Raw genomic sequence first — 13,977 nt, 5'->3', positions numbered from 1 at the left:
TGCCCTCTGCCTTCTGCCCTCTGCCCCCTTCCCTATTGCCTTTCATCTCTGCCCTCTGCCTTCTGCCCTCTGCCCCCTTCCACTTAACACACAGCCACTTTTAAAATCAGGTGATTCATATTACATTTGATTATGCGCCGAGTCCTTGAAATTCTGGGCAGTAGCCTCAACCTAACCTGGCAGGAATTTAAATCCCATAAAGTACGCACCTTGTTGTCACTGACCGGGGTGGCCTTTGGTATTTTTTGTATTATCAGCGTACTGGCTACGGTTGACAGCCTCGAAAAACAAGTACAAAAAGACATTCAGGCGCTTGGCACCAATACCGTGTACATCGATAAATGGGTGTACGCCGGTGGTCCCGACTATCCCTGGTGGCGATATATGAAACGCCCTTCCCCCAGCTACGACGAAATGCTGATCCTGAAACATAAAGTGCCTGCCGCCTCCAGTGTGGCTTTCAACATCAGTACCAATAGTTATGTAGGTTTCGAAAACGACGTCATCAATAATGTAAATTATTATGGCATCACCGAGGAATTTGTAAATATTCAACCCGTAGAAATTGAACTGGGCCGCTACCTGCAACCCGCCGATTACGACTTTGCCGCCAATGTGGTAGTAATAGGATATACCGTTGCCGAAACACTTTTTGGCAAAGCCGAAAAAGCCGTAGGCAATACCCTCATTTTAAAAGAAGGCAAACGCGCCCTGGTGATCGGACTGATCAAAAAACAGGGTAAAAGTATAGTGAACGGCTGGGAATACGACAACTGCGTGCTGATGCCGCAGGGATTTATGAAACAAATGGTTCGTGAAAAGAACAGCAATCCCATCATTATGGTGCAGGGCAGATCCACTGTACCTATGGAGCAGCTTCGTGATGAGCTCACCGGCGCCATGCGTTCCGTTCGCAAACTGAAACCCACCCAGGAAGATGATTTCGCCCTGAATGATATCGATGCCTTCAGCAGTTTTGCCAGCGAGATCTTCAGTGGCATCAATAAGGGCGGCTGGTCCATTGCCATTCTTTCTTTGATCGTGGGTATGTTCGGCGTGGCCAATATCATGTTTGTGACCGTGCGCGAACGCACTTCCCAGATCGGTCTGAAAAAAGCCATCGGTGCCAAACGCAGCGTTATCCTTACCGAATTCCTGCTCGAAAGCGCATTCCTGTGCATCATGGGCGGATTACTCGGTTTAACTATAGTCTTCCTGCTCACCCTCGCATCCAAAGCCATCTTTGGTTTTGCCGTAGTCATTGCCCCCGGCATTCTTATACTGGCTATTTCCATTTGTATTGTGGTAGGCGTACTGGCGGGAATAATACCCGCTTCTATTGCAGCTAAAATGGATCCCGTAGTCGCTATCAGGAGCAAGTAGTTATAAGTAACAGGTTTAAAGTTGAAAGTTGAAAGTTCAAAGTTTTAAGTTCTGAATTCCGCGCAGAGGTGTATTCTTTCTGCCTTCTGCCCTCTGCCCTCTGCCCTCTGCCCTCTGCCTTCTGCCTTCTGCCCTCTGCCCTCTGCCTTCTGCCTACTGCCTTTTAACTGCCTTTCATTATCTTCGCCCCCGTGAGTATTACAATCTTAGCAATCGAATCATCATGCGATGAAACCGCCGCCGCTGTTTGCCGCGACGGCGAAATTCTTTCGAATTTTATTGCCAATCAAACCGTGCATGAACAATATGGCGGTGTAGTGCCTGAGCTGGCGTCGCGCGCGCATATGCAAAACATTGTGCCGGTTGTGTATGCCGCTTTACAAAAAGCCTGTCAGCAAAGCGGCGAACCTACCGATGAAGCGGCCATTCATACCTTGTTACAAAGCGTACACGCCATTGCCTTTACGCAGGCGCCCGGACTGATCGGTTCCCTGCTGGTAGGCGCTCAATTCGCCAAATCGCTGGCGCTGGCGCTGAATGTACCCCTCATAGCCGTGCACCATATGCAGGCGCATGTGCTGGCCAACCTCATTGAAGATCCCAGGCCGGAATTTCCTTTTTTATGTCTTACGGTGAGTGGTGGCCATACCCAGATCGTACTGTGCGAATCGCCCCTTTCGCTGAAAGTGATCGGCGAAACCATGGACGATGCCGCCGGTGAAGCCTTTGATAAATCAGCCAAATTACTGGGACTGCCCTACCCGGGCGGACCGCTCATTGATAAATATGCCCAAACGGGTAATCCCAACCGGTTCAAATTTCCTGAACCGCAGATCCCCGGTTTGAATTTCAGCTTTAGTGGATTGAAAACCGCCATCCTGTATTTTCTACAGGAGAACACCGCAAGCAATCCCAAATTTATAGAAGAGAACCTGGCCGATATCTGCGCGTCTATCCAGCACCGCATCATCAGCATTTTGCTGAACAAGGTAAAAGCGGCAGCTGCCACTACCGGCATCGATCAGATCTGTATAGCCGGCGGCGTAAGTGCCAACAGCGGCCTGCGCAAAGCGCTTACTGAAATGGGACAGAAACACAACTGGCGCACCTTCATCCCCGCCTTTCAATACTGTACCGATAATGCCGCTATGATTGCCATGACAGCCTATTACAAGTACCTCGAAGGGGATTTTGTTGATCTGGGGGTTAGCCCTACTGCCAGAGCCGAATGGTAAGACCTGTAAGGTTCGCCATCGGGTACTGAACCCGCGGACAGATAAGCGATCCTGACAGCTCTTATAGAAAATCGACCTGTCAGGTACACTTTGGCCAACTAAATTGACAAATCTCCGCAGTTTACCTTACAGGTCTTGTGTACAATTTGAACTAAAAGCCCCAATGCCAAACACCTACTTTAAATTCAAACAATTCACAATAAACCAGGATAAGTGCGCCATGAAAGTGTGCACCGATGCCTGTATTCTTGGTGCGTGGTTTTCGAACAAAATAGCGCAGCACGCCCGGGTACTCGATATTGGGGCAGGAACCGGGTTGTTGATGATGATGCTCGCACAACGCTCCCAGGCCGCGATCCACGGCATTGAAATTGACGGCGACGCCTATCAGCAATTACAGGAAAACACCACCCAAAACGACTGGCAGGAACGCCTGCAGGTATTCCAGGGCGATGTCCGCAGTTTTCAATTCCCGCATCGATACGATTTCATCATTTCCAATCCACCCTTTTTTGAATCCGACTGGCTTTCGGCCAACAACCGCGAACAAATAGCCAAACACAGCACCCAGCTTACGCTCGATGAATTGCTGCCGGTTATTGCCGGCAACCTGCAACCGCAGGGCGAATTCGGTATTCTGCTGCCTTTCCACCGCTGGGAATATTTCAATAAACTGGCCGGCCAGCACCAGTTTTCCCTTGCCGAAAAACTGATCGTAAAACAATCGCCCAAACACCCACCCTTTCGGACAATTTTGCATTACACGCGTAATAAAGTCGATACGGCAACCACAGCAGACCTGACAATTCAACAAATTGACCGCGCTTACACCCCGGAGTTTGCAACTTTGCTCAAAGATTATTATCTATACCTCCAGGAATAGAAATTGCAGTAGTAACGTGACAACTTTGATTCCCTGGTTTACGTCTATTATTGGCAACGGATCATGTGCTTGTTCTTGTCAGCAATCCTATCGTTTCCAAATGAAATTTAAGTGAAAACCATTAAGCCTTAGCGCATGATAACCAACTGAATAAATAGGTGTCTAATAAATATTCGTGTAGTATAATTCAAAAATCGAATATTTGCTTATCCATATCCGTTTGAAAAGCGGTGAACACTAGTGCCAACCAACCTTGTCTGATTAGATTCCCGCGTAAAAACCGAAACATACATGAAAAGCAGACTGTGCACTTGTCTACTGTTATTGTCATCGTTTTTAGTATTACTTGATTTTGTTGCCTGCAACAAAGCGAATCGGTCAGAAACTAATGCTGAAAAGCCTACCGATCCACTGGTGGATTCACCCATCAATGGCAATGTTTTACTAAATGCCCCCAATCAATGTCCCAATGGGCCTGATTATGGGGACAGCATAATTTACCTGCAACCTGTAAACGGACAATATACGGTTAGTCCCGTCAACAATAAGGGAATCGCCGGAACCTATCTCTCCTGGCCTGAAGGACTCAGCCTTAATAAAAAAACCGGTGTTATCAATGTTTCAAAAAGTGAAACCGGCGTACGATACCTGGTTGGTTTTGTAAAAGATGGCACCCGCGATACCTGCGTAAGGCAGTTGATTTTGGGTGGTATCACCTACATGGACAGCGTTTATATTATCGGCAACAACGACACGCTGGCCAGACCTGTCTTTAACGCCAATCCGCTCACTGCCCCTGTTTGTGATGGAAGCGACGATACCGATTATCCCGGCAATAATGGCAACGGCAACAACAAGTGTTCGTTCGATGACGACGTGCCCGGTTCAAAAGCCAATGACCAGAAATTGCGGGTGCGCACCAAGAACGGCTATATCAACCTGAAGAAATCACTTGCCGACGGACTGTTCGGTCCTAATGTAAAGAACGGCGACTCCAAAACAATAAAGATCTTATACTCGCTTAATGATAACAGTAAAAAAGCGCAACAACAGATCTCTGTGAAAGTGGTGTATTTCGACAAGGCAACCAACATTCCCTTCGACTTACAAAATGAGGTTGAATTCAAGCGTGAGGACATGTTGGGTTACCACATCGTAAATGGCAAACCCCGGCCACCCTTATTGATCATTGCCGGTCTCGCCAGATAACGGTTACTATATACCCAAACACCACTATCTTCGCCTAACCATGGTAACTTTGGTGAAGGCATTATTTAGGGACATTGTATGGAAAGGCTGGCTGCTGCTGGCTACCTGGTTGATTTGCGCGTACAATACCGGTGACCAGCCTCATCCCCCGCCCACTTTAGTGGCGTGGTACAAAAAGGCCGATCACCTGTTTCATTTACCCAACCCCACCGATGCTACCGACAGCCTGGCGCTGGCGGCCTACCGGGAGGTAATTGCACTGGGGGGAAAAAACGGCGCTGCTGCCGATTCGTTGCTCTTCCATGCCCATTTGAACACCGGTATTTTGCTGGATGTACAAACCAGTTATGCATCCGCCATCCGGTCTTATTTACAGGCACAACGCATAAAACAACAGCACCCGCAATGGAGCGATTCCCTCTTATACGAAGTAGCCCAGCATACCGGTTCGGCTTATTACCACCTGAACAATTTCGATTCTGCCAGTTATTTTTTATTGCAGGCCGAAGCCCTGGCGCAACGCTTTACCCGCATCCCCGAGAGAGAACGCCTGTACAATGACCTCGGCGTGCTGTATTATGAGAATGGCAATTACCTGCAAAGCCGTAATTATTTCACCCAGGCCCTGGCCATCATCAATAAAAAACCGGCCAAAGACGCTACCTGGGTGGTGAACATCGAGAACAATGTGGCGGCAGCCTCTTATAAACTGGGTCAATATCAGCAGGCCATTGCCATCTATAAAACCATTTATTCGCAAAAAGCATTTACCAGCCAGATCTTTTTAAACATGGGACTGGCCTACAAAGCCATGGGCAATTACCAGCAGGCCCTCGGCTGGTTTCACCGGGTAAATACCAACACACTGCCCCGGGTGTTCAACGAGCTGGCGCATACGCATTTGCTGTTGCAGCATCCTGATTCAACGGATTATTACCTGAAGCGGTTTGCGCAATCCAATTCACCCAACAAAGCAGCCCCCAACAGCACCTATACAGGCATGTACCATTTGTACCGGGGCGACTGGCTTATTCAGCAACAACAATACGATGCCGCATTACAAAGCCTGCAACAGGCCATCATTGTCTTTAGCGGTCATTTCAACAATACCAATGTACGGGCGAACCCGGCGCAGTTCACCGGCACGTTCACTTCGTACCGCCTCTTCGATGCGCTGTTTAAAAAAGCCACCACATTCGAAACATTATATAAAACCACCCATAGCGAGGCCCATCTGCAAACAGCGCTGGATACCTACAACAGCGCCATCGCCCTGTTACGGTTCATCGAAAAAAGTTATGATACCGACGAAGCCAAATTATTCCTGAAGAACAACAACCAGCAGGTGTATCAAAACGCGGTAACGGTATGTTTACAGTTACACGCATTACATCCCAATAAGGGATATGCGCAGCAGGCCTTTGTAATGGCAGAACGCAACAAAGCCTCGGTGATGTACAGCGGGGTAACAGAAAAGGGCTTCCGCAAATTGCCGGGCATAGATGCCGGGCTGGTACAACAGGAAAGAAATATCAAATACAACCTGGCCCGTTTAAGTATCCGGAGCGATCAAACGCAGGACAGTGCCGCGCTGGTTACACTGGCCAATGAAAAAGCGGGGTTTGAAATTCAGCTGGCGCAGGTGCAGCATGCCCTGCAGCAAAACAGTTTGTACTATCAGCTCAAGTACCAGGAAACCTATCCCCGGCCCGATTCGCTGCAACAATACCTGGGCCGCCAACAGGCGGTGATCAGTTTTTATGCAACGGGGAATACCCTGAACGTGTTTGTTATAACCCGCTCCGGTTTTAAACAAACGCGCATCGATTCTTTCAGTACCATACAACAAGCTATAACCCATTGGCTGACGGCCCTACAAAATCCCGAAAGCGGCCGCCGTTTCAAAGGGGCACCCTGGGGCCGGCAATTGTACCGGCAATTGGTACAACCGCTGCAGGCATTAACTGCAGGCGCCACCGAATGGACCATTATACCCGATAACATATTATACTACCTGCCGTTTGAATCTTTACCGGCAGAAGCGGGTGACGAGCCCCAAACGTTGCTGGAAACAACCGAGATCAGTTATCAGTTTTCTTCCCGGTTTATTATAGCGCAGGCGGCCCGGAAGCAATCAGCCAGCACCGTTATACAAACGCTGGCGTTTGCGCCCTTTGCCGAGGCCGGTAAACCGTTTCCGCATCCGGAATATACATTCATGCAGCAATTGCCGGCTTCTGCAGAAGAGATCGCCCACCTGCCCGGACTGGCGTTCACCAATCAGCAGGCCACCAAGGAGCAGTTCCTGCATCACCTGCAACAATACCCGGTAGTGCATTTGGCCACGCATGCCATTGCCGATACCGGCAACAGTGCGGCTTCGTTTATAGCCTTCTATCCCCAAAGCCCGCAGCCCACGCAGGATGCGTTGTACCTGGAAGAATTGTATGGGTTGAATATGGAAGGAACACAACTGGTTATCATCAGCGCCTGTGAAACGGGGCATGGACAACTGGTAAACAGCGAAGGCGTGCTGAGTCTTACACGCGGTTTTGCCTATGCCGGCTGTGCCAGTATGGTGAACAGTTTATGGAAGGCCGATGATGCGGCAACCGCAGCAATACTACATCAATTTCAACTCTATTTACAAAAGGGCTTTACAAAAGCGAAAGCATTGCGACAGGCAAAACTCGATTACCTGCATAGCAATGCTTTGTACAAAACGCCCAACTATTGGGCCCATTTAATTCTCACAGGGGATAACCAGCCGTTGGTGCAAGCGGTTACCTGGTTTCGGTGGTTGCTTGTTACTGGCGCAGTGGTGGCAGTCTTGTCAGGTATGATCTATTACATTAAAAGAAGAAAAAAGTCGACGTAGTTGACACAGAAATACGGATTAAAAAATTGCTCTGATGTGTGTACTCCGGACTAATGCAGGTTCTGCGTTATCCTTTGAGGTCAACGTCGACTTTTAGAAGTTACTCCTACCAGGTAGGGAATTCATTTATAAAGAGCGGCTTTAATCTTTGAATTGCATACTTAAGGCTTAAAGCTTAAAGCAGGTATTCCGAAAATTAAGTATCCCGAATAGCTATCGGGAAATTCAACATTCGGGAATTAATTTCTGCCTTCTGCCCTCTGCCTGCGTTTAGCATAAAAAGGTAACCGGGCTACCAACCAAGTCAGCCCGATTACCGAAAACTCAATCATTGTGTGCAAATCAGGTCCATACCAGGGCATCCCCAGTGATGCCGATATATTTAGAGTTTAGGGGGCGCTTTGTACCAACTGCGAAAGCAAAAGCTTAGTGCATAGGGCAATTGAACGCGAATAAGCGCATTCGACTGCTGGCTTTAAGCGAAAAAACTTAAATATATAGTATGTGACTACATCGTGCCCGATATAGATCGTCACGAAAGAACGTAAAATAATTCGTGAAGAAAGAACCATCCAGGTTTCTCTGTCGTAATATCAAATGTACTACTCAGGTTTCCGATATTATGATCGTTTCCTCACGAATTCGAGGCATAATCCGTGAAGATGGAACCATCCAGGTTTCTCTGTTGAACCGCCGAAGCGGACCCAGGTTTCCGATATTATGATTCAGATCCTCACGAATGCGTAGGGATAATCCGTTAAGATGGAACCATCCAGGTTTCTCTGTCTCATCCGCCAGCTGGCGGAGATCAGGTTTCCGATATTATGATTCAGATCTTAACGAATGAAAAGACTTATTTAAAAGAGCTGGTTCTATTAATTAGTAAAAGCTGTAGAAAGAAATGTAACCGCGTAATCGAACTTTTTTTAAAATTTTTTCAGTTTAGCGGTTCGCCTTGATTTTCAATAATTGAAGATCCATCTTTCCTATTTGCATCGCCTGTTGGTGATACAAATGGTTTTTATCAGCCCGTATTTGTTGCAACAAGGCAATAGCCTTTACGGAATGGTTATCGGCCAGGTTACTCATTGCCAGGTAAAACTGGGCTTCGTCCTGAAAATAATCATCACCCGTTTGGGAATTGTTACTCAATACCTGTTCAAACAACTTGTTTGCTGCTGCATATTGCTGTAACTGCAGGTTGGCCATAGCGGCCAGGAATAAGGCTTTATTATCAGTTAAGGTAGACTTGTTAGCGGCGGCAATTACTCCGTTCCAGTTCTGGATACGGTAAGCCTGTTCTATATCGGTGATGGCTGCCTGCCCTCTGGTGGTGGTAAGCGAATACGCAATAAACGTTTTTTGATACACGTGTGTTGCACTCACCGAAAAATATTTATAGGCAACCGTACCAACGATCAATGCCAAAACGGCCGCAGCAACCCGCATGAATGGCCGCATGAATACGCGTACATTTTTATTACCAGACGATTGTAATACATCAACCGGTTGTATGGTCCTGAAATTTTCCCGCACAGCAGCCACCTGGTCGTACAGGGCCGCATATTCCACCGCTTCAACAGCCAGTTGCAGGTATTGCCATTGCTTACGCACTTCCAGATCGGTATGGATCAGTTCTTCTACTTCGCGCATTTCCCTTTCTTCCAGGGTTCTGTCGAAGTAATTGATCAGTAAATGTTCGTTGCGGTCTTCCATAAAAATAACATCACTGTTTGTTAACAAGCCGTGCAATCAACGGGTTTTCTTTTATCATTGCCGTGAGTGATTGCAGGCATTTATATTTTTTATTTCGCACCACCTGTTCATTTTCGTAAGGCAGGTGATGCACAATGTCTTTCATTGACATATTCTCATAGTAAACCAGGGTGAGCAGCTTTTTGCAGTTCTCGCCCAGTTTTCCCAGCACTTCCAGGAACTGTTGTTTCACTTCCTGGTTTGCCATGTGCTGACTGATATCCAGTTCGGTAAGATCGCGTTCATTCTCAAACGCTTTTTCCCTGATTTCGCTCCGTTCTCTTTTCTTCATTTCATTTAACCACAGGTTACGGGCAATGGCAGTTAAAAAAGTTTTCACACTGGCTTCACCGCGGAACTTATTCTTTTTTACCAGGTCGATGAAGATGACCACCGTTTCCTGAAAAATATCCTCCGCATCAGCGGGCATGCCGCTGTTGGCCAGTATAAAAGACTGGATCGTTTGTGAATACTGCTGATAAATGAAATAAATGGCGTTGTTCAACTGATCCCTTCTTCCGATGGCGGCTAATAACTCCACATCGGAATACGTACTGCCTTTTATCATATTAATAGTAAACGCCGGGGTTCGTTTTGTAACCGGCCTGATCACTTTTTAATAAAAAATATAGATATCCCTAAGGAAGGGCACAAAAGTAATAAAGGAAGGGCCAGAATCTGTTCGAATTCTGTTTGAATTTGTAGAATAACCCAGCAAGTTGATACAGGTCAACAATTTCATCGGTTTCTGCAATACCCAAACACCTTTATATTATCCTAAGAACTAATAACATACAGGTTTCCCCCACTCCCATTGCCCCTGAAGTCATCATTTTATCATTTTTAAAAAAGAAAAAAAATATTTTTCTTTTGAATAAAGGTGAACATACCAGTTGTATCTCCATATATAAACTGCTTTCTTTCAAAAGGGACTCATTTATTTACCCTGTAAACAAGTAGGATAAAAATCCGCCTTTATTTTGGATTTTGCCAAAACGGCGAATATTGAAAATCAAAAGTGCAAAACATGAACTGATTGATTCTTAAAATAATAACGGGCTCAGTAATTTGCAGTAGGAAAGTTGAAACCGACACCCGGCCCTAAGAGCGGGAAGATTTGTAGCGCCCTATCTATGTCATTGATTGTATTGCTGAAGTAGCAGGTTACTACCCGGCTGCTACTTTGTTTCACCTGTTAAAAACAATAGAAAGCAACGCAGTTCTAAATGAAGGTGGCCGCGGACGCAAAAAAACAGTAGACGGAATGACACTTATCCGCACCATTCATTTAAAAAGGCGGCATGGCCAAATATAACAGATATTACCGAAGGGAAATAATGGATGCGGTGAGGGGGGTTAAAAAAATCATAGACGACAACCCCACCAACGGCATCAGCACAGCTACGCTGGCCAGCGAAGCCGGCATCAGCCGTAATGTATTGCAGGAAGCATTCAAGAACAAGTACGGCACTAGCATTGGACAATACAAGTTAAGAATGCGGATGGCACATGCAAAATACCTTTTAACCAACGGCTCATCGATCAAGGAAGTATCAATAACGCTGCGGTATTCATCTATAAGTGCATTCTGCAACGCTTTTAGGAAGTATTACGGACAAAGCCCGTCAGACTGGAAAACACGACGAAGATAGTATAACGCTAACAAACAGGTCATATTGCAACACCACGCCTCCGTACCAGTTGGATACCATTAAACCATTGCATATGAAACCGGCCAAAAAAAAACCAGCTGAACACCCCATAGCCAGCTTTCTGAAAAGCAACCTGGGTTATTACACCAACCCGTTTGGCGTACAAAGCGATCTGCTTGAAGACGGCGCCTTCAACATTACCGCCCATTATCCCGGCATTCTTCTCGACACGGGTTATGTTATAGAGATCTGCATCGAAGACAGCACTATTGAAGAGTTCAGTAAACTCAGTGGCATTACCACTGTTGAACAGCTGCATTTTGCCAGTCCGCACCTGTTATTAGACCTTTATCACCAGGGCGCTGCTTTTTTAAGCGTATTGTACGACAATGGCGAATGCTGCTGGGAACTGGTTTTCCGAAAAAAGGAAGGCCGCATCCATGTAAAAGATGAAGACGAGGACCTAAGCTGGGTAGCTCGCAAGAAACTGGAAAAGCCGGCCGATTTTATCAATTATATCACCAACTATTCAAAAAAACATTGACAATACACTAAACCTTTCCCCGGTATGACGCGAGCCGGCAAACATATCTACACATTCTTAGATGATCATTTAGGCATCTACGACAACCCCCAGGGCATCGAATTTATTATGAATATGGATGACAGTGTATTTGTAGTAAGCCCTATTACCCCGCCCCCGGAGCCCTATGCAGATTTCGGTTTAATATACCCCAGCCAGCCATTCAATACGTTTGTAGACGATTTTCAATTCTCCGGCACCCGCGCATTGATAACAATGACCCCGAACAAATTATGGGCCCTGTACCGGAAGGGCAAGGCCGAGATCTACTGTACTATTGTGGTAAAGATCATATTGTATGCATTGTATTTCCGTTTAACGGAAAACAATAAGATGATCGTACGCGATGATTACGACCGGGAACATGAACTGGGCATGGTATTTACCAGCCCGCTGCAGTTCCTGGATTATACACAAAGCCACTTCTTTACCGAAGCTGGTTAGCAAGGCTGATCAATATCGTTTACCAGTAAACCAAATAAGATGAAGACTGAAAAGCTATTCAAACGGCATGTATTGCAGGCAGTGACCTGTTATAAAGAATTGCTCGATGAACATTGCGCTAATGGAGACCCGGCCCACAAACTTTCTTTGCAAATGGGCGTAAGCCGGAATGTATTACAACAGGGGTTCAGGAAATTATTTGGCGAATCCATCCGCGAGTACAAACTGCGCATAAGGATGGAACGCGGCCGAACGCTCTTCGATTTGGGCAAGGACCTGAAAGATGTGGCGCATGAACTGAATTATACAAAAACACGCGCCTTTACTACCGCATTTAAAAGATTCTACGGCCATACGCCAACGAAAGTGTATAATGTATTAGGGTGAAATATTCCAAATAAAATACGTGAAAAACACCTTTTTTTTAAAGGCCAATTGTTTGTAATCTCGAAATCCAACTGGACAGAATTATATTTATTCAAACCCCTAAATGTATCACCTATGGATTTCAAAGATGAAATAAAACTATTTGGAGATAGAGTTGAAAAATTGAAAGACCAGATCCAAACCGAAGAAGCTACCAAAAATGCTTTTATTATGCCATTTATAAAGGCATTGGGTTATGACGTATTTAATCCTTTTGAAGTAATGCCTGAATTTGTTGCGGACATTGGCATCAAAAAAGGCGAAAAGGTTGACTACGCCATTATGAAAGATGGTGAGCCCTGCATCCTTATTGAATGTAAACACTGGGGTGAAAGCCTCGACCCACACAACTCTCAGCTTTTCCGTTATTTCCATACCACGCCGGCAAAATTTGGCTTATTGTCAAACGGTATCATTTATAGATTCTATACCGACCTGGTTGTGCCCAATAAAATGGATGATAAACCATTCTTTGAATTTAACGTTACTGATATTAAAGATAATCAGGTCGAGGAACTGAAGAAATTCCATAAATCATATTTCGACGTAGGAAGCATACAAAATACTGCCAGCGAACTCAAATACATGAATGAACTGAAAGTGCTTATAAACATGGAGTTTCAAAATCCATCAGATGGTTTTGTAAGGCATTTTGCAAAACAGATCTACAATGGTGTTTTAACGTCCCGATTGATGGATCAGTTTTCGGGATTGACAAAAAGATCAATTCAGCAATACATAAATGATCTCATAACTGAAAGATTAAAGTCAGCCCTTAAAAAGGAAAACGATGAACAGAAAACCGTAGAGGCAGAACCCACAAATAACCAATTGGATGCAAAAGAGGTTCGCATAGAAACTACAGAGGCAGAGTTAGAAGGATTTATGATTGTAAAAACTATAATGCGCCAGAAAATAAAACCCAATCGGATAGTTTATAGGGACGCCCAGTCTTATTTTGCTATTTTATTAGACGACAATAACCGAAAGACCATTTGCAGACTCTATTTAAATGGATCCAAAAAGTATATTGGTATATTTGATGAACAGAAAAAGGAAATTAAGAACGAAATAGCAAGCCTGGACGACATCTTTAACTTCACTGAATTATTACACAAGACCATTACCTTTTATGACGGCGAAAAGGAAAAGCCATTTACCAGGATAAATGACAATTGACCATAACAAACCGTATCATTCGCGCAATTATATGTTAAGAGTACTGGCGTAGGCATAGGAACAAATGTCCAACAGGGATAAACCGCTAAAAAAAAATGAGTGATATTCAATTAAGTCAAAAGGAAGCATATCTGGCTATTTTTTTTCCTTGAGCATCTTTACGAACTTACGAATGATGATTCTTTGGGCGGTATTTAAGGATCTATGCGATTACTTGAAGATGATATACCTGCTGATAGCGCATATTGGGCAGATTGGCTTGATGCTATACAAAAAGCTAGTCAAAAAGATAGAAGTAACAATTCAAAGTAAAGCACGGTAGGGAATAAAATGTAAATCGTCGGTTAATC

12 protein-coding genes are annotated in these 13,977 nt (G+C 45.3%); 10 read left to right on the top strand and 2 right to left on the bottom strand.

What is annotated here, in order from left to right:
• Window positions 1–132: 132 nt before the first annotated feature.
• From BMX95_RS17050 to BMX95_RS17030, 5 genes are all read left to right on the top strand, one after another.
• Window positions 133–1,383 (top strand): ABC transporter permease, encoded by a 1,251-nt coding sequence (locus BMX95_RS17050; protein ID WP_081202299.1) that lies wholly within the window; start codon window positions 133–135, stop codon window positions 1,381–1,383.
• A gap of 191 nt (window positions 1,384–1,574) precedes the next feature.
• Window positions 1,575–2,618 carry a tRNA (adenosine(37)-N6)-threonylcarbamoyltransferase complex transferase subunit TsaD gene (gene tsaD / locus BMX95_RS17045; protein ID WP_090519483.1) on the top strand — a complete coding sequence of 348 codons (1,044 nt, stop codon included), beginning with the start codon at window positions 1,575–1,577 and terminating at the stop codon, window positions 2,616–2,618.
• 220 nt (window positions 2,619–2,838) lie between these two features.
• On the top strand, window positions 2,839–3,501 hold the full coding sequence (locus BMX95_RS17040; protein ID WP_177193701.1) for a tRNA1(Val) (adenine(37)-N6)-methyltransferase: 663 nt from the start codon (window positions 2,839–2,841) through the stop codon (window positions 3,499–3,501).
• 291 nt (window positions 3,502–3,792) lie between these two features.
• Window positions 3,793–4,710 (top strand): hypothetical protein, encoded by a 918-nt coding sequence (locus tag BMX95_RS17035; protein WP_081202296.1) that lies wholly within the window; start codon window positions 3,793–3,795, stop codon window positions 4,708–4,710.
• Window positions 4,711–4,750: 40 nt separating this feature from the next.
• A complete protein-coding gene (locus tag BMX95_RS17030) occupies window positions 4,751–7,588 on the top strand; it encodes a CHAT domain-containing protein (protein ID WP_081202295.1) in 2,838 nt (945 codons plus the stop codon).
• Window positions 7,589–8,530: 942 nt separating this feature from the next.
• Here the strand turns inward: BMX95_RS17030 and BMX95_RS17025 are convergent.
• Together BMX95_RS17025 and BMX95_RS17020 are read right to left on the bottom strand one after the other, a co-directional pair.
• Window positions 8,531–9,304: a tetratricopeptide repeat protein gene (locus BMX95_RS17025; protein ID WP_081202294.1), complete on the bottom strand. Its 774-nt coding sequence runs from the start codon at window positions 9,302–9,304 to the stop codon at window positions 8,531–8,533.
• Window positions 9,305–9,314: 10 nt separating this feature from the next.
• Window positions 9,315–9,911: an RNA polymerase sigma factor gene (locus tag BMX95_RS17020; RefSeq protein ID WP_242673177.1), complete on the bottom strand. Its 597-nt coding sequence runs from the start codon at window positions 9,909–9,911 to the stop codon at window positions 9,315–9,317.
• A 733-nt stretch (window positions 9,912–10,644) separates the two neighbouring features.
• Here BMX95_RS17020 and BMX95_RS17015 point away from each other — a divergent pair.
• The 5 genes from BMX95_RS17015 (at window position 10,645) to BMX95_RS16995 (ending at window position 13,627) form a co-directional block, all read left to right on the top strand.
• Window positions 10,645–10,995, top strand: a complete 351-nt coding sequence (locus tag BMX95_RS17015; protein ID WP_081202292.1) for a helix-turn-helix domain-containing protein — start codon at window positions 10,645–10,647, stop codon at window positions 10,993–10,995.
• A 73-nt stretch (window positions 10,996–11,068) separates the two neighbouring features.
• Complete coding sequence (locus BMX95_RS17010; protein ID WP_081202291.1) at window positions 11,069–11,539, top strand: hypothetical protein; 471 nt, start codon at window positions 11,069–11,071, stop codon at window positions 11,537–11,539.
• Window positions 11,540–11,563: 24 nt separating this feature from the next.
• Window positions 11,564–12,022 carry a hypothetical protein gene (locus tag BMX95_RS17005; RefSeq protein WP_081202290.1) on the top strand — a complete coding sequence of 153 codons (459 nt, stop codon included), beginning with the start codon at window positions 11,564–11,566 and terminating at the stop codon, window positions 12,020–12,022.
• Between the two features lie 39 nt (window positions 12,023–12,061).
• Window positions 12,062–12,409 carry a helix-turn-helix domain-containing protein gene (locus BMX95_RS17000; RefSeq protein WP_081202289.1) on the top strand — a complete coding sequence of 116 codons (348 nt, stop codon included), beginning with the start codon at window positions 12,062–12,064 and terminating at the stop codon, window positions 12,407–12,409.
• Window positions 12,410–12,523: 114 nt separating this feature from the next.
• Entirely contained in the window at window positions 12,524–13,627 is a 1,104-nt protein-coding gene (locus tag BMX95_RS16995) for a type I restriction endonuclease (RefSeq protein WP_081202288.1), read from the top strand.
• The last annotated feature ends 350 nt before the right edge of the window (window positions 13,628–13,977 follow it).

This window comes from Niastella yeongjuensis (genome assembly GCF_900110245.1).
In the GTDB taxonomy this organism is placed as follows: domain Bacteria; phylum Bacteroidota; class Bacteroidia; order Chitinophagales; family Chitinophagaceae; genus Niastella; species Niastella yeongjuensis.
Note: the sequence above shows the minus strand (reverse complement) of the source record. Positions and strands in the feature narration are given on the sequence as shown.

Excerpts from the sequence above, each read along its gene's own strand:
- BMX95_RS17050 (WP_081202299.1), top strand. The coding sequence starts at position 133 with ATGCGCCGAGTCCTTGAAATTCTGGGCAGTAGCCTCAACCTAACCTGG.
- BMX95_RS17040 (WP_177193701.1), top strand. The coding sequence starts at position 2,839 with ATGAAAGTGTGCACCGATGCCTGTATTCTTGGTGCGTGGTTTTCGAAC.
- BMX95_RS17035 (WP_081202296.1), top strand. The coding sequence starts at position 3,793 with ATGAAAAGCAGACTGTGCACTTGTCTACTGTTATTGTCATCGTTTTTA.
- BMX95_RS17030 (WP_081202295.1), top strand. The coding sequence starts at position 4,751 with ATGGTAACTTTGGTGAAGGCATTATTTAGGGACATTGTATGGAAAGGC.
- BMX95_RS17025 (WP_081202294.1), bottom strand. The coding sequence starts at position 9,304 with ATGGAAGACCGCAACGAACATTTACTGATCAATTACTTCGACAGAACC.
- BMX95_RS17020 (WP_242673177.1), bottom strand. The coding sequence starts at position 9,911 with ATGATAAAAGGCAGTACGTATTCCGATGTGGAGTTATTAGCCGCCATC.
- BMX95_RS17015 (WP_081202292.1), top strand. The coding sequence starts at position 10,645 with ATGGCCAAATATAACAGATATTACCGAAGGGAAATAATGGATGCGGTG.
- BMX95_RS17010 (WP_081202291.1), top strand. The coding sequence starts at position 11,069 with ATGAAACCGGCCAAAAAAAAACCAGCTGAACACCCCATAGCCAGCTTT.
- BMX95_RS17005 (WP_081202290.1), top strand. The coding sequence starts at position 11,564 with ATGACGCGAGCCGGCAAACATATCTACACATTCTTAGATGATCATTTA.
- BMX95_RS17000 (WP_081202289.1), top strand. The coding sequence starts at position 12,062 with ATGAAGACTGAAAAGCTATTCAAACGGCATGTATTGCAGGCAGTGACC.
- BMX95_RS16995 (WP_081202288.1), top strand. The coding sequence starts at position 12,524 with ATGGATTTCAAAGATGAAATAAAACTATTTGGAGATAGAGTTGAAAAA.